The organism is Acidimicrobiia bacterium (assembly GCA_018057765.1).
GTDB lineage: Bacteria > Actinomycetota > Acidimicrobiia > IMCC26256 > JAGPDB01 > JAGPDB01.
On the sequence record JAGPDB010000003.1, the window covers coordinates 1 to 20,629 of the forward strand.

A 20,629-nucleotide genomic window follows, 5' to 3' on the forward strand; every position below is an offset into this window, starting at 1 on the left:
ATATAGAAATACTAAAGCAGCTTTAGTAGCAGGATGGTTTTTCACACCAGAATGATTAGTATTAATATAAATAGTCCTATTTAATGGGCCAATTGGTGATTCGCAACTAAAGCCATTTACATTTTTGTCATCACATGAAACAAAGGAAATAATAGGAACATCTAACACGGGGATTCGGTCTTGTTCACCGACCCAATTGCGAAGAACATCTTGATCGAATAGTTTTTTACCTGCTTGGATAAATTTGAATAAGTTCCCAAAGCCAGTATTAGTTGCAATATCATTAAAACCTAGTTGACAAGGTGATGCTAATAAAATAACTGCTTTAACTTTTTCAGGGTATAAGCGTGCTAAAAATAATGACATTAATCCTCCGAATGAATGGCCTATTAGGACAACTGGTTCTCCTGAACTTTCATAAAATTTATTAAAAACATTTTTTAATTTGGGAACTCCATTTCTAGTAGGACCATTATTTCTTTTTGATCCCCAAATATGCGCCGCTATAAAATTATCTTTTAGATGGTTGCGTAATGGCACGACTTTTTTTCCTAAATCTGTTATACCGGGAATAATTAATGTTGGGTTTTGAAGTTTTCGTGTTTTTCTAGGTGCAGGTTTCAGGTCGAAGTGTGTTTTAGTTTTTACTACTAATGGAATCGATGTAGATACCAAAGCGAGAGATAGTGTAATTGCATTTCCAGCAGTTATTTTCCGGTTCCTCAAATTAGATAAATGAGATGTAGGAAGAAAATTTGTAGTCATACGTCGCCCCCTAGAACAAGTATGGTTACAGAAATATAGATCCAACTAATAGCAAATAGGTGGATGGGTGCAATATATAATTCTCTCAGTATGAAAAAGAGCGTATTTCAAGACAATTACTGCGAAATATTGTTTGCATTCCTGATAACCTATTAGAACTATGCCAAATATAAAATTGAAATTACCCGATGGATCCATAAGAGAATCAGAAAGTGGAATTACCGGATATGGCTTCGCAAAAAGTATCAGTAATTCTTTAGCTAAAGCTGCAATAGCAATAAAAGTGGATAACAATATTGTTGATCTAAATGAAGCTATAGAGAATGATGGCGACATCTCAATAATAACTCCTAACAGCGATGATGGTCGTGAAATATTGAGGCATTCAAGCGCGCACATAATGGCTCAAGCAGTATTCGATCTTTTTCCAGGTGCCAAATATGCAATAGGTCCAGCAATAGCAGAAGGTTTCTATTACGATTTCGAATTACCAAATGATCAACGTTTTAGTGATGACGATCTAGTTCGTATCGAAAAACGTATGAGCGAGATTATAAAAGACGATCAGAAATTTGTTCGAGGCGAAACATCAATTGAAGAAGGCCGAAACAAATTTAAAGATCAACCATTTAAAATTGAAATTATAGATAAAGTTAGCGCAGCTTCTGAGTCAATTGAAGAAGATTCAGTAGATTTTGCTGGTGGAGACCAAATTAGCTTTTACGAAAATGTAGACAAAGATGGAAATGTCAAATATGTTGATATGTGTACTGGTCCACACGTTCCATCGACACGTTACATTAAAGCTTTCAAACTAATGCGACTTGCTGGTGCATATTGGCGTGGTGATGAAAAGCGCCCAATGCTGCAACGTATTTATGGTACGACATGGGAAGATAAGCAAGCACTAGAAGCATACCTAATTATGTTAGAAGAAGCAGAAAAACGCGACCACAGAAAAATTGGTGCTGAACAAGATTTATTTTCTTCACCAAGCGAAATTGGTATGGGTTTATTTTTGTGGCATCCAAAAGGCGCAATAATTCGAAAAGAGCTAGAGGATTTTTCTCGAGCTGAACATGTAAAGGCAGGTTATGAATTTGCTTACACGCCTCATATATCTAAAAGTGAATTGTTTGAAAAGTCTGGACATTTAGGTTTCTATAGAGAGAGCATGTATCCTGGGCTTGAATCAGAAGGAACAAGTTATCATTTAAAACCAATGAACTGTCCTATGCACAATTTAATTTTTGAATCTAAATTACGTTCATATCGAGAATTACCTATACGTATTTTTGAACTTGGCACTGTTTATCGCTTTGAAAAATCAGGCCAAATGCATGGTACTGCTAGAGCTAGAGGTTTTACTCAAGATGATAGCCACATTTATTGTACCCAGGAACAAGTTGTTCCAATTTTAAATGAGCTTTTAGATTTTGTTCTATATATGTTGCGTATTTTAGGTTTCGAAAAGTTTGAAGCAGATCTTTCAACTAAACCAGAAAAAGCTATTGGTGGGCAAGCTGACTGGGATATGGCGGAGCAAGCTCTAAAAAATTCATTAGATAAATCTGGCTTAACATACAAAATCGCGGAAGGTGAAGGAGCCTTCTATGGACCAAAGATCGATATACATTTGACTGATGCAATTGGTCGACGTTGGCAAGTTTCTACACTTCAAGTTGATTTTAATCAACCAGAAAGATTTGAACTTGAATATGTTGATTCAAATAATGAAAAAGTTCGACCGATAATGATTCATAGAGCATTGTTTGGTTCTGTTGAGCGTATGTTTGCAATGGTAACAGAACATTATGCTGGAGCCTTTCCAGTTTGGCTTGCGCCAGAGCAAGTAATAGTTGCACCAGTAGCAGATCGTCACGAGGATTACGCACATGAAGTTATAAACTCATTGAAATCTCAAGGTGTACGCGCATATATTGCAAGTGCTGAGTCTGAAACTTTAGGTTCACGAATCCGGAAAGCAAAAACTGACAAGGTTCCATATATTTTGGTAGTTGGCGATGAAGATATTAATAATAATACTGTCGGTGTAAATAAGCGAGGCCATGATAAACCTGAAAGAGATGTGGAACTTGAAGCATTTACAAAAGGTATAGTAGAAAATATTGACTCAAAATCTATCGAGGTATAATATGGCACACATTGATCAATTATGGGCAGGATGGCGTAGTGAATATGTTCAAAGATCTGCACAAGCATCAATACAACGACGATTAGGTCAAGATGTAGCTGAATGTATATTGTGTGAAATTGCTAAAGAGGGTAAAGATCATTATGTGATAGCAAAAACAAAAGAATGTTTTGTTGTCATGAATTTATATCCATATTCGAATGGTCATTTAATGGTAGTTCCATTAGAACACCATCAGAATCTGGAAAACTTTTCTGACCATACAAGAAATGAAGTTATGCGACTAACAAACACTGCTAGTAAAATATTGCGTGAGGTTTATAATCCAGATGGTATAAATATAGGTGCCAATCTAGGTGAAGCAGCAGGTGCTGGTATACCTGGACATATGCATATGCATGTTTTGCCTAGATGGATGGCAGATAGTGGCTTTATTACTACAGTTGCAAATACGCGGGCATTGCCAGAGACTTTAGAATCAAGCTATGAACGAATTTGGAATTTGTGGCCCGAAAACGAAAGAGTGTCAGAATAATGCTAAAGAAAACAATTGCTAGCAGTGTGGAAAAATCTACGTTGGATGAAAGAGCGCATGTAGATGTTTTACCAGATGATCTGGATGTGACAAAACATGTTGGACCCTATCAATTTCCGTCTCCTAGAAAAAGAAAAACAGCCGCAGCATTTATAATTTCAATAGGCCTAATAACTATAGGATTAGGTATTAATTCTGCTAATAATTATTTAATAGGTTCGGGTATTATTTCTGTAATTATTGGATTGCTATTTTTTCTTTTAGGTTGGGAATTAAATGCTAAAGATATAGATGCGTTAGTACTTGCAGCTTCACAAGCACCATTTTCTGTAGGTCATGCAAGTGCTCAACTATGTTTTACCGGATGGGCATCAAAACCTACATGGCGCGTCGTTGTATTTTCTAGCGACGAACCTCCAACTGAAAGAGGTTTAGTGGAAATTAGTGCAGTTACAAAACAAATTACTTCAACATTCTTTGATATGGAAGAACAAGATACAAAAGTCAAAGGCCAAGCTAAGAGATCGAAGTCAACAAATGTTTAACTCTTCCCAATGTGTAAATAACCCTTTTGTGCAATTATTGCAGGGACGGACCTTGTAATGCTTGACCAACATGGCCGTAAATACGCGGAAAAGATAACATCTCCAATAGGAATTTTCTTATACAAATGTGGAATTTCAGCAGATATGCTAACTGTACTAGGTTTATTTGTAGCAATAGCAACAGGAGTTGCAGTAGCAACTGGACACCATGTCCTTGCAGGCTTAGGGGTTCTAGTTGCTGGTATCCCAGATCTGCTCGATGGTTCAATTGCCCGAGCTAGTGGAAAAGTTAATTCAAGAGGCCAATTTCTAGATTCTCTATTCGATCGTATATCTGATGCCGCACTTTTCACTGGAGCCGTATGGTTTTATGCACATGGTGAGAGATCTCAAGCGTTTATGGCTGCACTAAGCGCGATTGCTCTAACAGTTTCATTATTAATCTCCTATGCTCGTGCCCTAGCGGCAGCCATAGGATTCCAAATAAAGGGTGGAATAATGGAGCGAGCAGAGCGCCTTATTGTCTTTGGTGTGAGTATTGTATTTGGATACTTGTGGATTGGAATATGGATAATTGCTGTGTTGGGTTCAATTACGCTTATTCAAAGACATATTAAAGTTTGGAAACTCGCTACACAAGCAAATGGTCTCGCAAGCAAACTTGCTGATCTGCAAGCAAAGTATGATTTATTCACTGAAAAAAGAGCAGAAAATAAGGCTAAACGCCGATCAATTCGTAAGCAGAATCATGAACAACAAGATGGTTCAGATAATTAGATAATTGGTATATAAATGTCTAATAACAAAATGTTGTATTCCTTAAAAATAGGTACAGCTATAACAAAAATTATTCCTCGTAGGATTGTGATGTTATTTACTAAATACCTAGTTTCATTATTTAGCCTTATACCAACAGAAATGTTAAAAAACATAATGAATGTACAGGGAATAATATCTCCAGAATTAAATGCTAGTGAATTGAAATTACGTGCAAGAAAAGTGCTTAATTATTATGCTCAATATTGGGTAGATGTTTTTTGGATAAGTTCTAATCGTAGTTCTAAAGATATTTCTGAAATCATAAATGTCGAAGGAAAAAATTATTATGATAATGCTGTTATAAAAGCATTAAAAAATAATTCTGGGGTAATCCTTGCGCTTGGCCATCTTGGTAATTTTGAACTTGCAGGAGCATGGTTAGGTACAACTGGCACAATCCCATTGGTAGTTGCCGAACGACTTAAACCACCAGAATTATTTAACCTTTTTACTAAATCTCGAGAAGTAGCTGGGATGGAAGTTATAGCACACGATGATAATCCAACAAAAAAACTAATTACAGGTTTGAAATTAGGTCGCACTATTTGTTTAGTCGCTGACAGAGATATTTCAAAAAATGGTCAAATTCATAAGTTTTTTGATAGAGATAAATCTATGCCTCAAGGACCTGCCACATTGTCTTATCTAACTGGAGCAGTAATAGTACCGGTAGCAACATATTTAAATCATGATTTTACTTTAACCATTGTTTTTTATCCAGAATGCGAACTACAAAAAGGTGATAATAAAAAGGAGATAATATATAACACTTCGAAAAAACTTTTCGAAGATTTTGAAGAAATGATTTTGCGGGACCCTAGTCAATATCATGTGTTACAAAATGAGTGGGAATAATATGGACATAGACGACATTGTTCCATCCTTTCTAAAAAAAGACAAGAAAGAAAATATTGATCTTTCAAAATTTCCCCTTAGAGTTGCCATAATATGTCCCTACTCAATGTCGATACCAGGCGGTGTACAAAATCAAGTTATTTTGCAAATGGAATTTCTACGCAAGGCTGGCATAGATGCAAGAATAATCGCTCCTTGTGATGGAGTTCCACCGAACCAATATATAATACCAGTTGGAACAACAAGAGCAATACGTGGTAACGGATCATTGGCACCAATTGCAGATGGTATTGATGTTACGTCTATGACTTTAGGTGCTATATATAATTTTACGCCAGATGTATTGCATCTTCATGAACCCATGATCCCGGGTCCAACAATCGCTGCAATGCTAGGAGCAGATTTACCAATGGTTGCTACATTTCATGCGGCTGGCGAAGGTTCACAAGCGTTAAGATATTTTCAAGCACCAGCCAGAGGCGCAATTTCGAGAGTGCAAATAAAAGTTTGTGTGTCATCTGAAGCCAAAGCATTGGCGGAAAAATTTATGCCCGGCGATTATGAAGTAATAGCTAATGCAATAAATATAAATGAATACAAAAATATTGTAAAGTGGCCCCACATTAAACCAATAGTAATGTTTGTCGGTAGACACGAAGACCGCAAAGGTTTAAGATTTCTCATTGATGCATGGTTAGACTCTGAAATTACACAAAATAACTTCGATCTGTGGGTAGCTGGCTCTGGTGAAGAAACAGCATCATTAATTTCTAAGACTACACATTGTAAATCAATACATTTTGTTGGTCGAGTAGATGATAAAGAGTTAAAAAGGAGATTGGCATCAGCAGAAATCCTCATAGCTCCTGCAACTGGTGGAGAAAGTTTTGGGATAATACTTCTAGAAGCAATGGTATCTGATTGTGCGATAATAGCGTCAGATATTCCTGGATATGCTGGGGTAGTTAGAAATAATTTAGAAGCTATATTAGTAGAACCAGGTAATGTAGATTTATTGCGCAAGTCCTTGGAAGAACTTATCTTGAATAAGCCTAAGCGAGATGAATTAAAAGAAAATGCCAAAAAAAGAGTCAAGGAATTTTCTATCGAAAAAATTGTTGAAAACTATAGGGATGTTTATGAATCTGCGATAGAACTGCATAGGAGTCTGGTGTAGTAAACTTAAAAATGTATCAATTTGAAAGGAATATAGATGACCGTAGCTTTAGTAATAATTGGGGTAGTTCTACTACTCGTACTAATTTTTGTTGGGCTATATAATAGCCTCGTTACTTCACGAAATAGAGTAGATAATGCATGGTCACAAATTGACGTTCAATTAAAGAGACGTCATGACTTGATACCTAATTTGGTTGAAACGGTCAAAGGTTATGCAACACACGAGAAGTCAACATTTGAAGATGTAGTAAACGCACGTAATGCGGCAATGCAAACAGGTGGAAGTGTTGCACAAACTGCAGCTAACGAAAATATGCTTACCAGTGCATTGAAATCTCTTTTTGCTTTATCGGAATCATATCCAGATCTAAAAGCAAATCAAAACTTTCTAGCTTTACAAGAAGAATTGACTTCGACTGAAGACCGAATTTCATATTCACGTCAATTTTATAATGATCAAGTACGTTCTCTCAACACAAAGATTCAAAGTATACCAACAAATATTGTTGCTGGTATTGGTGGATTTACACTTAGGGAATATTTTGAAATCGATGAAGCTGATAAGCAAAATGTCGAAGTTAAATTTGATTCATAAACTAAAATTGCAGTATTCAACTCATAACTTATAAACCGAAATATATATGTACGAACAAATTAGAAAAAATAAACAAAAAACTTTTTTAGTTTTATTTACCTTCATATTGCTAGTAGCTGCTGTGGGTTTAGCCTTTAACTATTTATTAGGTTATGGAGTTGCTGGCGTAATAATTGCGATTATTGTAGCAATTTTTATGTCATTTTTTTCTTATTTTTATTCAGACAAAGTTGCCTTAATGGCAGCTAATGCTAAACCAGCCGACAAGGATGAATATAGAAGATTTCATAATCTAGTAGAAGGGCTTTGTATAGCTTCTGGTTTGCCAAAACCAAAACTTTATATTGTAGAGGATCCGTCCCCAAATGCTTTCGCGACTGGTCGTAATCCTAAACATTGTGCAATTGCAGTAACAACTGGTTTGCTAGATATGATGAACCGTGTAGAACTCGAAGGTGTCATCGCGCACGAACTCTCACATATTAAAAATTACGATATTTTAATTTCAACAATTGCGGTCACTGCCGTTGGTGCAATTGTTGTATTATCTCAAATCGGTATGAGAATGTCATTTTTTGGTGGTGGAAAATCTAAAAGAGATTCGAACTCAAACAACAGCCCATTTGGTGCTGTACTATTGATACTGCCATTATTATTGTTGATACTCGCTCCGTTTGCAGCAAGGCTTTTGCAGTTTTCTATATCTCGAAATAGAGAATGCTTGGCTGATGCTTCTGCAGTATCGTTAACTAGATACCCGCCTGGTCTAATATCAGCATTAGAAAAATTAAAATCTGATACTTCAGAAGTTAAAAAAGGATTAAGTGTTACTTCTTCAATGTGGATAGAACAACCCATGGACGAAGGTGAAAAAACTGAGAAACCAAGTTGGTTTGCCCGTGCTTTCGCTACACATCCGCCACTTGATGAGCGAATTGCAAGATTAAAAGAAATGTAAATGGAATTTATTCTAAGGAGATAAATGTTCGACGAAAAAAAATCAATCTTTGCAACGAAAGCAATGAAAATCTCTATGGGAGTTATTCCAGTCGTTCTTATTGCTGGGTATTTTGGATTTAATGCATTAAGCAGTGATAATAAAAAAACAAATAAAAAAGTTAGTGCAACTACAACTACTACTATAAAAAAACAAGATGTAAAAGCTCCACTGACAGGGCTGGTTGATGAAACTGGGCTATCACTTACGCGCCCAGCATTAGCGGTAAAAATAGGCAATAATACTGAAGCCCGACCTCAAGCTGGTATCACTCAAGCTGACATAGTCTATGAAGAAATAGTTGAAGGTCAAGTTACCCGTTACATGGGGATTTTCAATTCACAAGTACCAGCGCGTATAGGGCCAGTAAGAAGCGTTAGGGGTATGGACCCAAATATTTCACTAAACTGGGGTGGAATATTTGCATATAGTGGCGGAACGCCAGCTAATGAGTCAAAGATAAAAGATACTAAAGGCGTACTTTCTCTTAATGAAACTTCATCTCGTGATGCAATGAAAAGAGATCCATCACGTGGCGCGCCAAATAATCTTTATGTCCAAACAGCAACGATGTTTACAAAAGGTGGAAAGCCAGTACCTCCTAAACCACAATTTACTTATTCAAAAAAAGTACCAATCACTGATGAAATATCAACAAAATTTGAAATTGGATTCGGAGCAGGTTTTGCATGCACCTGGGTATATGATTCAACAACTAATAAATATTTACGATTTTATGGGACGAAACCAGTAGTTGATGACGAAGGAACACAAGTTAGCGTGTCAAATGTAGTCGTACAAACAATTGTCTATCCTTCTGAGTCAGAAGGATTAACTACCGGTACAGGTAAAGTACAAATATTTCGGGATGGTAAAGTAATCACCGGAACATGGGAGCGTCCGAGTAGTGCAAATCCAGCTGAATTTAAAGATTCAAATGGAAAAGTTATAGCTTTGACACCAGGACAAACTTGGGTTGAACTTGCAAGTGTAAAAACGCCTGTAACATTAAAATAATTAGGAGAAAATAATGGATCAATCTTCAAGAATGCGTCTAAAGACAGGATTAGCTGACATGTTATGTGGCGGTGTAATAATGGATGTTGTAAATGCTGAACAAGCAATCATTGCTGAACAAGCAGGTGCTTGTGCGGTTATGGCGTTAGAAAGAGTACCAGCAGATATTCGACGAGATGGTGGTATTGCTCGCATGAGTGACCCGGCCATGATTGAAAAAATCCAAAAATCAGTTACTATTCCCGTTATGGCAAAAGTTCGAATAGGCCATTTTGCGGAAGCACAGATATTAGCCGCTATGGGTGTTGATTTTATAGATGAATCAGAAGTACTTACACCAGCAGATGAAGCATTCCATGTTAACAAACATGATTTTGAAATACCTTTTGTCTGCGGAGCAACAAACCTTGGTGAAGCATTACGTCGTATTAATGAAGGTGCGGCGTTAATCAGATCTAAAGGTGAAGCAGGTACTGGTAATATAGTTGAAGCAGTAAGACATTTACGTTCTATACATTCAGATATCGAAAAATTACAAGATGCAAAATCGCAAGAGAAAACTGAATATATAAACAGAGAACGCATACCTTTAGAGCTTTTAGAACTTGTACTTGAAAATTCTAAACTGCCTGTACCATTATTTTGTGCTGGAGGAATTGCAACACCGGCAGATGCATCATTAGTAATGCAACTAGGTGCAGAAGCTATTTTCGTGGGTAGTGGAATATTTAAATCAGATGATCCAGCCCCGCGCGCACTAGCGATCGTAGAAGCAACAACACATTATAAGGATGCTGACCTTTTGCGTAAAGTATCTACAAACCTAGGAGTTCCTATGGTCGGTATTACAGATCCTGAAACAAAGTTCGAGAATCGCGGTTGGTAAATATCAGACTCTCAACCAGTTTTAAAAATGTAGGATGTCGTGGATAGGTCTATAAAATTAAATATTGGGATTTTAGCTTTACAAGGAGCATTTAAATTACATCAAGTGATGTTTGAAGAAATTGCTTTAGATTACGCAAAACATGATATTGCTATTACGACCAAGCTTGTTCTTAAAGATATTGATTTAGAAAATATTGATGCAATTGTTGTACCTGGTGGTGAATCTACGGTATTAAATAAACATTTAGAACGTAGTGGCTTGGGCAAGCTACTTTTTGAAAAAATAAATTCAGGACTATTTGCTTTCGGTACATGTGCAGGGCTTATCTTGCTTTCTCAAGATAAAAAGATATTGAATTGTGAGATACAAAGAAATGCTTATGGTACTCAAAAAGATAGCTTCATGGCTACAGTCGATTTAATTCCAACTAATGAAAAAATTGAGGTCGCATTTATACGAGCACCAAAAATAATTTCAATTTCAAAAGATGTTAACGCGATAGTCAAATATAAAGACAAAATCGTAGGAGTACAGTCGCAAAGTGCAATAGGTGTAACTTTTCATAATGAAGTAACTAATGATTCTGCTCTACACAGATTTTTCGTAGATACATTAATAAAGCGATTAGCATGTACACAATAGAAGGAAATGCAAGGGGATAATATGAGCGGTCATTCTAAATGGTCTTCCATCAAACATCAAAAAGGTGCTGCAGATGCTGCACGTGGAAAAGTATTTGCAAAAATGGCGCGCCAGATAGAAGTTGCGGCCCGTGCTGGTGGAGGAGACCTCGAAGCCAATGCATCATTACGACTAATGGTATCCAAAGCTCGTGGTGTATCAATGCCAAAAGACAACATTGATCGTGCAATAAAAAGAGGTACAGGTGAAATCGAAGGTGTTTCATATACGGCAATAAATTATGAAGGCTATGCAACCCATGGTGTAGCAATTTACGTTGAAACATTGACAGATAATAAGAATCGTACAGGCCCAGAAATTAGAACTATATTTTCTAAAGCTGGAGGTTCTCTTGCCGAGCCTGGAGCAGTCGCCTGGCAATTCGCAAGAAAAGGTGTAATTGATGTTCCTATTGATTCAACTACAGAAGATGAATTGATGGAAGTTGCATTAGAAGCTGGAGCTGAGGATCTAAATAATCTTGGTGATAGATTCCAAGTAGTTACAGACGGCCATGATTTATTTGCAGTTAAAACTGCACTTATCGAAAAAGGATTCCAAGTTACTTCAGATGATCTAACAATGTTGCCTACAACTTTGGTACCTATTGAAAATCCTGATCATGCTCAATCCGTATTGAAAGTTATCGATGCTTTAGAAGAACATGATGATGTGCAGAATGTATACGCAAACTGCGATATTAGCGATGAGATTATTGAACAACTCTCCTAAATGATGTTTTTATCCTGAGTGATTTGAACAATTTCTTAACATCGCACATTACTATCTTTTTTCGAACTAACATCTAGGCATGGATAAATTCGAGTTGAAAATACCTTATACCGGTGAACAAATTTCGACGTTTAAAACTATTAGCGATATGGGATCGTTAGTTGATTCAAACTCTGAAACTTTTAACCTAATTTCTGATGAAGAAATGAATTTTTTTAAGGTTGTGACTCTTGGTTTTTATAGATTAAATATGAACGGTACATGTTTATTGATAGATAAAGATTTTGATAATTTAATTACTATTTTTAATATAACTTCAAATGATAAACGTGGAAAAGGAAAACTGGATTCCACTATTCGTATATCCTTAAAAGGCGAAGATGATAAATACATATATTGTGATTGTGAGCTCACAAGAAAAGGCTTTATTAAACGACTAGATGTAGATTTAGAAAAGATATTCTCACCAATATTAAGTGAAACAATTGAAAAAGCATTACAAAACTACGTTGAACCGTTAAGTTCAAAAAACTTTATCTATGAACCACTTGTTTCTCCATCAGAAGTTGGGATGGATTCAAATACTGTAGAAAGTCTAGATGTAGAATCACTTACAAGTCTTGTTTCAAGTGGAAATATAAGAGAAGCACAAGCATTTTCAATACCTCTTTGGGTAAAAATATTACAATTACCTGCAAATATAATTCTTTCCCCTATACGTATAACACGTAAGTTCTTATTTGATATATAGATAGAACATAGAATATTCAAAATTAATATGATCTAATGGTCTCTAAATCCGGCTATTTCGGCTAGAATCGAACTTATGTTCGCGCGAATATTAGGTATTGATCCAGGATTAACCCGATGCGGTTACGGCTTAATAATGTCCGGGCAAAGACGAGATATTTCAATAATTTCTAACGGTATATTATCTACACCCAAAGAGAACACCACAACTGAGCGTATAAAAGAAATTCACCAAGATATAGATTTACTAATACGTGAATTTAAACCAGATGTAATAGCTATAGAAAAAGTTTTTTTTCAGGCAAATGTATCTACTGCTATAAGTGTCGCACAGGTTAGCGGTGTAGTGCACTCTGTTGCTTCATCATTGTCTATACCAGTTTTTGAATATACGCCTACACAAATAAAAAATGCTGTGACCGGTGATGGGCAAGCTGACAAAATTCAAATACAAACCATGGTCACAAGATTGTTGAATCTAAATCAAATTCCAGAGCCAGCAGATGCTGCAGATGCTTTAGCTGTAGCAATTACTCATTCTTTATTTCAACAGGCACCATCAGAGGGTAATGATTCCGAGAGTGCAATATATGCGGGTTCTAAATTACATGATGCAATAGCTAATGCGATCACATCACAAAATTTACAAAAACAAAAAATAGTGTCAAACTCTGTAAAGAAAAATATTATTCGAAAGGCAAAACCTGATCGAGAATATGAACTACCAAAAAAACGGGAAGGTATTACTAGATGATTGCTCTTCTAAATGGCAATATAGCAAGCGTGACATTAAACGGTGACGTTACTATAGATGTAAATGGTGTGGGTTATAAAGTTTCTATGCCCGAACGTGAGACAATAAATTTACGTGCTGGTAATGCAATTACAGTATTTGTTCATACACAAGTTAGGGAAGATTCTATTGTTTTATTTGGTTTCATTGAGTCGAGTTCTAAAGAGCTTTTTGAAAAATTGATTTCGGTTTCCGGTATAGGAGGAAAACTGGCACTTGTTATGCTCTCTGTCCTCAGTGCCCAAGGCATAGTCGACGCTTTAAGTACATCTGATGTAGATATGCTTTGTTCAGTACCAGGTATCGGTAAAAAAACTGCACAAAGAATGGTTGTAGAGTTGTCCAGCGTTCAATCAATATTCGATATTTTTGTTCCAAATATTCAAAGCACAACACAGAATGAAGTTCGAGAAGCATTAGAGGAACTTGGGTATAGACGTGATGAGATAACATCAATTATTACTAATGTAGACCCAACTTTGAGCATCGATGTGATGATAAAAGAATGTTTGCGACTTATGGCAAAGGTATAAGGTTTATTTTGCGCAATGAAATAATTGATCTAGTGGATCCAGAAATTGAAGAAGAAGTGGTTGATGTTGAAATACGAAATTCAACACGACCTAGTAGCTTTGATGAATTTGTAGGGCAAGATGACATTATTACACATCTTTCAATAATGATTGAAGCAGCAAAAACTTCATTGCGACCTTTAGATCATGTTTTATTAGCAGGGCCACCTGGTTTGGGTAAAACATCGCTTGCTTCTATTATTGCTAGAGAAATGGGAGTTAACCTATCAGTGACTTCTGGTCCAGCGCTTGAAAGACCAGGCGATTTAGCAGCGATACTTTCTAATCTTAAAGACAACGATGTATTGTTCATTGATGAGATCCATAGGCTCTCTCGTAATATTGAAGAAGTTCTATATCCGGCAATGGAGGACTTCCAATTCGATATAGTTATTGGTAAAGGACCGACTGCAAGAAGTGTGCGTATTGATCTTCCTAAATTTACTTTAGTGGGAGCTACTACACGTACAGGTTCAATAACAGGGCCACTGCGTGATCGCTTCGGATTCTTTGCGCGTGTGCAGTATTATACAGATGAAAATTTAATAAAAATTGTTGAACGAGTAGCGAAATTGGATGAGACGAATATTACACCTGAGGCTGCTAGCTTAATTGCAAAACGTGGTCGTGGTACACCTCGTATAGTTCAACGTTTATATAGACGTGTTAGAGATTATTGTCTTGTAAAACATGATAGTGATATTAATCCAGAAGGTGTTAATAATGCTTGCGAACTTTTTGGAATTGATGAGCAAGGTCTAGATAATTCGGATCGCGCATATCTTGAATGTCTAACTGCAACATATTCTGGTAGAGCGGTTGGCGTTTCTACCTTGGCCGTCACTTTAGGTGAGTCGAATGAAACTATTGAAGATATGATTGAACCTTATCTAATAATCAATGGTTTTGTAGAAAGAACTTCACGAGGTAGGGTAGCTACTGAAAAAGCATTTATGCATCTAAATATAGAACCAAAATCGATACCACAGAGAGACCAAGCCGATAAAGATTAATATTTACATTTTTAACTAGTTTATCAATAAATTTAAGTATAATACGTGAATAATTACCCAAATTGCAGGTGTAATACCACAATTTATTCACAAATGCGACTAAGATTTCGCCCTTATGATCACATTTGCAGCAAATTCAAATTCGAGCGGTATTCCGACATTATTATTTAGTGCGGTTGCTATAGCTTTCTTATTCTTCTTTATGATAGTTAGACCTCAGAAAAAAAATACTTTAAGACACAAAGCACTATTAGATGATCTAGAAATAGGTGATGAGATAATAACAAACGGTGGTATATATGGAACAATTGATTCTATAAATGACGACACAATTCAATTAGAAATTGCCAATAAAACAAATATTACACTTTCTAAGAAGTCGATTGCAATGAAAAAAGTGCTAAAAGAAGAACTTAAAATAGATGATTTAAAAAAAGATGACACTGTAAAAGATGACGCTGATTTGAAAGAAAATAAATGAGTAATGCAATACCAACATGGGTCTATACGTTTATTACTGTCGCTTTAATAGGTGCTGTAGTATATTCTTCGTTTAAAACATCTGGCGGAATAAAAAAACCCGTCCAATTATTCGTTCTAACAACTGTAACAGTATGTTATGTTTTCTCTCTAACTTTTATTAAAGATGTAAAACCACAGTTGGGTCTAGATTTGCAAGGTGGGGTCAGTGTTACTTTGCTAGCTAAAGGCAATCCTAATGCTAAAAATATCGATGTAGCAGTGAGTATTATTCGTGAACGAGTCGATGGTTTAGGTGTAGCTGAAGCAGAAGTGTACCCTGAAGGTAAAAATATAATTGTGGATCTTCCTGGATTAAAAGATGCTAAACGCGCGCAAGAAACAGTTGGTCAAACTGCAAAATTGTATTTTCGTGAGGTTGCAGAAAATAACTATAATTTTCAAAGTGACGGAATTGATCCCCAAGTACAAGAGGTATTGACTCAAATTGCGGTTACTAATCAAGATAAGACAAAGACTTCTAATCAAGATAAGACAAAGACTTCTAAGTCTAAGTCTGATAAATCGACGACTACTCCAACTACATCAACAAGTGTTCCATCGTCAGAACCACAAGCAGGCAAAGCAGGAAAACACGTAACGTTAGAAACAACTGCTACAACCATTCCTGAAGCGACCACAACCACAACCACAACACCTACAACTACACAAACAACTATTTCCACTTTACAAGTACAATGTGGAGGAAAAAATCCTACTACTGTATCTTTGACCGGCGACTTATCAACATTTACAACACGTGAGAATGATAAGCCTGAAAATGCGATTATAGGAAAAGATAAAATAACAGGATTACCAAAATTGTTATGTCCAGCAGTGTTAGGTGGAGATATTGTCTCCGATTCATATAAAAGTGTGGATAGTACTGGTAAGATATCTACTGCTGTAAAGCTTAAGAGTAAAAGTTCAAAACAATTTACAGAAAAAATTGGAATACCTCTAAGTGATAAAGCAGTTGCAATTGTACTAGATGGAATAATTGTTTCAGATCCAGTTATAAATCCTGATCTAGCAAATGGATTATCTAATGATACAATCGAAATATCTTTCGGTAGTGCAAAAAATGTTAGTGATGAAGCAGAGAATTTAGCACAGGTACTAAAATTTGGTGCTCTTCCAGTTGAACTCGAACAACAAACAGCTTCAAAAATTTCGCCAACTCTTGGTACTGACCAACTAAATTCAGGTTTAGTAGCAGGAGGTATAGGGTTATTACTAGTTATTTTATATATGTTCTTCTACTATCGTATTTTATCGCTTGTTGTATTTGGCGGAATCTTATTCTCAGGTATGACAACATATGCACTAATTTCATGGTTAGGTAGCACTCAAGGTTTATCTCTAACACTAGCCGGAATCGTAGGTCTTATTATCTCATTAGGTGTTACTGTCGATTCTTATGTGGTCTATTTTGAAAAGCTTAAAGATGAAGTTAGGTATGGAAGAAGTGTGCGTTCATCACTTGATAGTGGTTTTAAAGCTGCATTTAAAACCATTTTAGCTGCAGACCTAATATCACTATTTGGTGCTATAACACTTTTTTATCTAGCAGCAGGTTCAGTACGTGGATTCGCTTTTTTCTTAGGTGTATCAACTGTATTAGACCTAATCTTTTCTGTTTGCTTCATGCATCCACTTGTAAAGATATTGGCGCTAAGTCCGAAGCTAATAACAAACCGTTTTATCGGGTTTACTGTTGCATTAGACAATAAAGATATTAAAGCCTAAGTGGCTAGAGGAAAATTATGACTTTTAAATCAACACTTTCAGATCTATATCATGAAGAAACCAACTTTCAATTTACAACGAAAATTTGGCGCTGGGGAGCAATTTCCGGGCTGTTAATTGCAATTTCAATCGGTTCATTATTTGTTAATGGTCTAAATACAAGTATTGAATTTAAAGGTGGAACAAGTTTTGAATTAAAAATGTCGAATAAAAAAGTACCCTCTGTCGCCGATGTTAGAGATTTATTGGCGACTGAAGGTTTAGCAGATTCGAAAGTACAGATTGTTAATAATGACACTGTAAAAATTGTTGCAAAGAAAATAGGAAAAGCTGAACAAAATATTCTGTTTAAAAAACTTAGTGATTACTCTGGCACAAAAATTGAAGAAATTTCTTTTTCTGATGTTGGTCCATCATGGGGTAAACAGTTAACGTCTAAAGCAGTAAATGCTATGATCGCATTTTTTGCTCTTGTAGCCTTGTATATGATTATCAGATTTGAATGGTCGATGGCATTGGCATCTATTTCAGCTGTTATACATGACATAATAATTACCGTGGGGGTATATTCTGTTTTTAATATTATGGTCTCACCTGCAACAGTAGTCGCATTTTTAACTATTTTAGGTTTCTCGCTATATGATACTGTTGTTGTATTCGATAAAGTAAGAGATAACCAGAAAATATGGCAGAAATTGAGGCAAACTACATACTCTGAAATGGTTAATACATCTTTAAATCAGGTACTTATGCGGTCTATAAATACTTCGATTGTTGCTGTTTTACCAGTTATATCGTTAATTTTTGTTGGAACTTATCTTTTAGGAGCTGTTGCTTTATTAGATTTCGCTTTGGCGTTAGCAATCGGTCTTGCTACAGGTGCATATAGTTCAATTTATGTCGCAACGCCTTTAATAGTTGTTATCAAGCGATGGAGTAAAAAAGTCGATAATATTTGAGTATGGCTCTACCTGACGTTCCTCGATCCAATAATGAACGCGATTCAAAAAGTATCTTCCCTTGGAGAAGATCGCACATTGATATTGATGTCGCAGGTCTAGTCGAGATATATAAATTACATCATCCGAATAAGAGTTCAGAGATAATTGTAAAAGCATTTGAAGTCGCAAGAAAAGCACATGAGAATCAAATTCGTAGAAGTGGCGAGCCTTACATTGCGCATCCTGTGATGGTTGCTCATATTGTTGCTGAATTAGGGTTAGACGATGTGACAATATGTGGTGCATTATTGCACGATAGCGTTGAAGATACAAACACAACATTAGATGACGTAAAAAATTTATTTGGTGAAGATATTGCAGGTATTGTTGATGGAGTAACGAAACTTGATCGAATACATTTTCAAAGTAATGAACAAGCCCAAGCAGCATCAATGAGAAAAATGCTCGTGGCAATGGCAAAAGATATTCGTGTATTAATAATTAAACTCGCGGACCGCCTTCATAATATGCGAACAATTGCAGCCATGCCGGGTGTTAAACAAAAACGTATAGCACAAGAGACAATGGATATTTATGCACCGCTCGCACATCGACTAGGAATTTCCGATGTCAAAAGCGAGTTAGAAGAATTATGTTTTGCAGTATTGCAACCTAAGCGTTATGCCGCTATTGAATACATGGTTGAAGAAAAAAGTGGCGAACGTCAAGAATTATTGGACGATGTAACTCAAGACCTTAAAGAACTTTTAGAGAATGTGAATATTAATGCACAAATCAGTGGTCGTCCAAAATACTTATGGTCAATATATGAGAAAATGGTAGTTCGCGGTAAAGATTTTAATGAAGTTCAAGATCTAGTTGGTGTGCGTGTCATAGTTGATAGTCTTAAGGATTGTTATGGTGCACTCGGTTCTATTCACTCCATATGGGCGCCAGTTCAGGGCCGGTTCAAAGACTATATTGCTATGCCAAAATTTAATTTATATCAATCATTACACACTACAGTAATAGCAGGATCAGGGGTCCCTATCGAAGTACAAATACGAACTCAGGATATGCACATACGCGCAGAGATTGGGATAGCAGCCCATTGGGCATATAAAGATATTGGTCGTGGAGGGACAAACAAAGATAATAAATCCAAGAGGATAGCTACGTCTGATCCTATGAAGAAAAATAGAAAACAAATTATTCCTCAAGATATATCTTCGCTTCCATGGTTAGATCGTATTGTTGACTGGCAAAACGATACAGCTGATCCAAATGATTTCATGGAAATGCTTAGAGATGATCTAGAACAAGATGAAGTTTTTGTTTTTACGCCTAAAGGTAAAGTTATGTCTTTGCCACTTGATGCTACTGCCGTAGATTTCGCATATGCTGTCCATACTGACGTAGGGCATAGATGTATTGGCGCTAAAATTAATGGTCGGCTTGTACCCTTAAATGCAAAGCTTTCATCTGGTGATACTGTAGAAGTTGTTACATCGAAAGCGGAAGATGCAGCACCGTCTCGTGATTGGGCAGATTTCGTACAATCCTCTAAAGCAAAAAATAAAATTCGTGCTTGGTTCTCAAGGGAACGTAGAGAAGATGCAACTGTTTCTGGTAAAGAAGATTTAATAAAAGAAATGCGTAGGTTAGGTTTACCTGTTCAAAAAGTTCAATCAACTAATGCTTTAGCAGAACTTGCAAAAGATATGAGTTATACATCTTTAGATGATCTTTATAGAGCAATTGGTGATCATAATTTGTCACCTAAAACAGTAGGTCTCAAACTTAGCCAACATTTGAAGTTTGAGACAGGCGATGCCCAAATGTCTACAACTGCATTTAAACCTACAATACTTGCCCGTGAAAACAGAAGTAAAAATGTAGGTATTCATGTTGAGGGGCTAGACGATGTTATGGTTCGACTCTCTAGGTGTTGTACACCCGTGCCAGGTGATGAGATCATAGGTTTTATTACGAGAGGTAGAGGTGTTAGTGTTCATAGATCTGATTGTTCGAATGCTGTGGCTTTAAGCACTACACAAAATGAGCGATTGATCGATGTAGAATGGGACCTAGGTTCTGGGTCAAGCTTTATAGTCTCAGTTGAGATCGAAGCTTTTGATAGACCTAGACTTTTGCAAGATATCTCCTCTGCATTATCTGATTTTAAAGTTAATATTATGGGATGTAATACACTTACTACTTCTGATCGTATAGCTAAACTTAGGTTCGATTTCGAATTGGCTGATCCTTCTCATTTAGATTCAATCATAAGTGGATTAAGAAGAACCGAAGGTGTAATCGATGCATCTAGAATCGTACCAGGGTCTAACAAAGTTTAATATTCAGAGCGTAGGTTCATTTTAGATTCTTTACTGTTTGGTTCATATTTTTCTGTGAGGAATGGCCAGGCCACAACAAGCAATGACACCTAAGACCATTGTGGTCACTTTAGCGACGCAAGAACGTGAGTGAAGCATAGGAAAATATTTACAATCATCACGTACTAGAAT

The 20,629-nt window shown here is 36.3% G+C and carries 21 protein-coding genes; 20 read left to right on the forward strand and 1 reads right to left on the reverse strand.

The window, feature by feature from the left end:
- Nucleotides 1-765, reverse strand: a 765-nt coding sequence (locus KBF89_02065) for an alpha/beta fold hydrolase (GenBank protein ID MBP9115110.1), incomplete at its 3' end; no start/stop codon positions are given.
- Nucleotides 766-925: 160 nt separating this feature from the next.
- Here KBF89_02065 and thrS point away from each other — a divergent pair.
- The 20 genes from thrS (at nucleotide 926) to KBF89_02165 (ending at nucleotide 20,458) form a co-directional block, all read left to right on the forward strand.
- The gene (thrS, locus tag KBF89_02070; protein ID MBP9115111.1) at nucleotides 926-2,920 is read left to right on the forward strand and encodes a threonine--tRNA ligase; all 1,995 of its coding nucleotides are present in this window, start codon (nucleotides 926-928) and stop codon (nucleotides 2,918-2,920) included.
- Between the two features lies 1 nt (nucleotide 2,921).
- The gene (locus KBF89_02075; protein MBP9115112.1) at nucleotides 2,922-3,455 is read left to right on the forward strand and encodes an HIT domain-containing protein; all 534 of its coding nucleotides are present in this window, start codon (nucleotides 2,922-2,924) and stop codon (nucleotides 3,453-3,455) included.
- Entirely contained in the window at nucleotides 3,455-4,000 is a 546-nt protein-coding gene (locus KBF89_02080; GenBank protein ID MBP9115113.1) for a hypothetical protein, read from the forward strand. The genes KBF89_02075 and KBF89_02080 overlap by 1 nt, the downstream gene beginning before the upstream one ends.
- A gap of 57 nt (nucleotides 4,001-4,057) precedes the next feature.
- Nucleotides 4,058-4,777: a CDP-alcohol phosphatidyltransferase family protein gene (locus KBF89_02085; GenBank protein MBP9115114.1), complete on the forward strand. Its 720-nt coding sequence runs from the start codon at nucleotides 4,058-4,060 to the stop codon at nucleotides 4,775-4,777.
- A gap of 15 nt (nucleotides 4,778-4,792) precedes the next feature.
- Entirely contained in the window at nucleotides 4,793-5,674 is an 882-nt protein-coding gene (locus tag KBF89_02090; protein MBP9115115.1) for a hypothetical protein, read from the forward strand.
- A gap of 1 nt (nucleotide 5,675) precedes the next feature.
- A complete protein-coding gene (locus KBF89_02095; GenBank protein MBP9115116.1) occupies nucleotides 5,676-6,851 on the forward strand; it encodes a glycosyltransferase family 4 protein in 1,176 nt (391 codons plus the stop codon).
- 36 nt (nucleotides 6,852-6,887) lie between these two features.
- Nucleotides 6,888-7,448 carry a LemA family protein gene (locus tag KBF89_02100; GenBank protein ID MBP9115117.1) on the forward strand — a complete coding sequence of 187 codons (561 nt, stop codon included), beginning with the start codon at nucleotides 6,888-6,890 and terminating at the stop codon, nucleotides 7,446-7,448.
- A gap of 46 nt (nucleotides 7,449-7,494) precedes the next feature.
- Complete coding sequence (gene htpX, locus KBF89_02105) at nucleotides 7,495-8,406, forward strand: zinc metalloprotease HtpX (protein ID MBP9115118.1); 912 nt, start codon at nucleotides 7,495-7,497, stop codon at nucleotides 8,404-8,406.
- Nucleotides 8,407-8,430: 24 nt separating this feature from the next.
- Nucleotides 8,431-9,462: a DUF3048 domain-containing protein gene (locus tag KBF89_02110; GenBank protein MBP9115119.1), complete on the forward strand. Its 1,032-nt coding sequence runs from the start codon at nucleotides 8,431-8,433 to the stop codon at nucleotides 9,460-9,462.
- A 31-nt stretch (nucleotides 9,463-9,493) separates the two neighbouring features.
- On the forward strand, nucleotides 9,494-10,348 hold the full coding sequence (pdxS, locus tag KBF89_02115) for a pyridoxal 5'-phosphate synthase lyase subunit PdxS (GenBank protein MBP9115120.1): 855 nt from the start codon (nucleotides 9,494-9,496) through the stop codon (nucleotides 10,346-10,348).
- 39 nt (nucleotides 10,349-10,387) lie between these two features.
- Nucleotides 10,388-10,993 (forward strand): pyridoxal 5'-phosphate synthase glutaminase subunit PdxT, encoded by a 606-nt coding sequence (gene pdxT, locus KBF89_02120; GenBank protein MBP9115121.1) that lies wholly within the window; start codon nucleotides 10,388-10,390, stop codon nucleotides 10,991-10,993.
- Nucleotides 10,994-11,014: 21 nt separating this feature from the next.
- Complete coding sequence (locus tag KBF89_02125) at nucleotides 11,015-11,764, forward strand: YebC/PmpR family DNA-binding transcriptional regulator (GenBank protein MBP9115122.1); 750 nt, start codon at nucleotides 11,015-11,017, stop codon at nucleotides 11,762-11,764.
- A 79-nt stretch (nucleotides 11,765-11,843) separates the two neighbouring features.
- A complete protein-coding gene (locus tag KBF89_02130) occupies nucleotides 11,844-12,515 on the forward strand; it encodes a hypothetical protein (protein MBP9115123.1) in 672 nt (223 codons plus the stop codon).
- A 75-nt stretch (nucleotides 12,516-12,590) separates the two neighbouring features.
- The gene (ruvC, locus tag KBF89_02135) at nucleotides 12,591-13,268 is read left to right on the forward strand and encodes a crossover junction endodeoxyribonuclease RuvC (protein MBP9115124.1); all 678 of its coding nucleotides are present in this window, start codon (nucleotides 12,591-12,593) and stop codon (nucleotides 13,266-13,268) included.
- Nucleotides 13,265-13,840 (forward strand): Holliday junction branch migration protein RuvA, encoded by a 576-nt coding sequence (ruvA, locus tag KBF89_02140; GenBank protein ID MBP9115125.1) that lies wholly within the window; start codon nucleotides 13,265-13,267, stop codon nucleotides 13,838-13,840. Before ruvC ends, ruvA begins: the two co-directional genes overlap by 4 nt.
- Complete coding sequence (gene ruvB, locus KBF89_02145; protein MBP9115126.1) at nucleotides 13,813-14,892, forward strand: Holliday junction branch migration DNA helicase RuvB; 1,080 nt, start codon at nucleotides 13,813-13,815, stop codon at nucleotides 14,890-14,892. Before ruvA ends, ruvB begins: the two co-directional genes overlap by 28 nt.
- A gap of 115 nt (nucleotides 14,893-15,007) precedes the next feature.
- On the forward strand, nucleotides 15,008-15,373 hold the full coding sequence (yajC, locus tag KBF89_02150) for a preprotein translocase subunit YajC (protein ID MBP9115127.1): 366 nt from the start codon (nucleotides 15,008-15,010) through the stop codon (nucleotides 15,371-15,373).
- Nucleotides 15,370-17,160, forward strand: coding sequence for a protein translocase subunit SecD (secD, locus tag KBF89_02155; GenBank protein ID MBP9115128.1), 1,791 nt, complete (start codon nucleotides 15,370-15,372; stop codon nucleotides 17,158-17,160). Before yajC ends, secD begins: the two co-directional genes overlap by 4 nt.
- A 17-nt stretch (nucleotides 17,161-17,177) precedes the next feature.
- Nucleotides 17,178-18,119, forward strand: coding sequence for a protein translocase subunit SecF (secF, locus tag KBF89_02160; GenBank protein MBP9115129.1), 942 nt, complete (start codon nucleotides 17,178-17,180; stop codon nucleotides 18,117-18,119).
- Nucleotides 18,120-18,121: 2 nt separating this feature from the next.
- Nucleotides 18,122-20,458, forward strand: a complete 2,337-nt coding sequence (locus KBF89_02165) for a bifunctional (p)ppGpp synthetase/guanosine-3',5'-bis(diphosphate) 3'-pyrophosphohydrolase (protein ID MBP9115130.1) — start codon at nucleotides 18,122-18,124, stop codon at nucleotides 20,456-20,458.
- The last annotated feature ends 171 nt before the right edge of the window (nucleotides 20,459-20,629 follow it).

Bases quoted from the DNA above. Each gene is read 5' to 3' on its own strand.
- thrS (MBP9115111.1), top strand. From the start codon at position 926: ATGCCAAATATAAAATTGAAATTACCCGATGGATCCATAAGAGAATCA.
- KBF89_02075 (MBP9115112.1), top strand. From the start codon at position 2,922: ATGGCACACATTGATCAATTATGGGCAGGATGGCGTAGTGAATATGTT.
- KBF89_02080 (MBP9115113.1), top strand. From the start codon at position 3,455: ATGCTAAAGAAAACAATTGCTAGCAGTGTGGAAAAATCTACGTTGGAT.
- KBF89_02085 (MBP9115114.1), top strand. From the start codon at position 4,058: ATGCTTGACCAACATGGCCGTAAATACGCGGAAAAGATAACATCTCCA.
- KBF89_02090 (MBP9115115.1), top strand. From the start codon at position 4,793: ATGTCTAATAACAAAATGTTGTATTCCTTAAAAATAGGTACAGCTATA.
- KBF89_02095 (MBP9115116.1), top strand. From the start codon at position 5,676: ATGGACATAGACGACATTGTTCCATCCTTTCTAAAAAAAGACAAGAAA.
- KBF89_02100 (MBP9115117.1), top strand. From the start codon at position 6,888: ATGACCGTAGCTTTAGTAATAATTGGGGTAGTTCTACTACTCGTACTA.
- htpX (MBP9115118.1), top strand. From the start codon at position 7,495: ATGTACGAACAAATTAGAAAAAATAAACAAAAAACTTTTTTAGTTTTA.
- KBF89_02110 (MBP9115119.1), top strand. From the start codon at position 8,431: ATGTTCGACGAAAAAAAATCAATCTTTGCAACGAAAGCAATGAAAATC.
- pdxS (MBP9115120.1), top strand. From the start codon at position 9,494: ATGCGTCTAAAGACAGGATTAGCTGACATGTTATGTGGCGGTGTAATA.
- KBF89_02125 (MBP9115122.1), top strand. From the start codon at position 11,015: ATGAGCGGTCATTCTAAATGGTCTTCCATCAAACATCAAAAAGGTGCT.
- KBF89_02130 (MBP9115123.1), top strand. From the start codon at position 11,844: ATGGATAAATTCGAGTTGAAAATACCTTATACCGGTGAACAAATTTCG.
- ruvC (MBP9115124.1), top strand. From the start codon at position 12,591: ATGTTCGCGCGAATATTAGGTATTGATCCAGGATTAACCCGATGCGGT.
- ruvA (MBP9115125.1), top strand. From the start codon at position 13,265: ATGATTGCTCTTCTAAATGGCAATATAGCAAGCGTGACATTAAACGGT.
- ruvB (MBP9115126.1), top strand. From the start codon at position 13,813: ATGTTTGCGACTTATGGCAAAGGTATAAGGTTTATTTTGCGCAATGAA.
- yajC (MBP9115127.1), top strand. From the start codon at position 15,008: ATGATCACATTTGCAGCAAATTCAAATTCGAGCGGTATTCCGACATTA.
- secD (MBP9115128.1), top strand. From the start codon at position 15,370: ATGAGTAATGCAATACCAACATGGGTCTATACGTTTATTACTGTCGCT.
- secF (MBP9115129.1), top strand. From the start codon at position 17,178: ATGACTTTTAAATCAACACTTTCAGATCTATATCATGAAGAAACCAAC.
- KBF89_02165 (MBP9115130.1), top strand. From the start codon at position 18,122: ATGGCTCTACCTGACGTTCCTCGATCCAATAATGAACGCGATTCAAAA.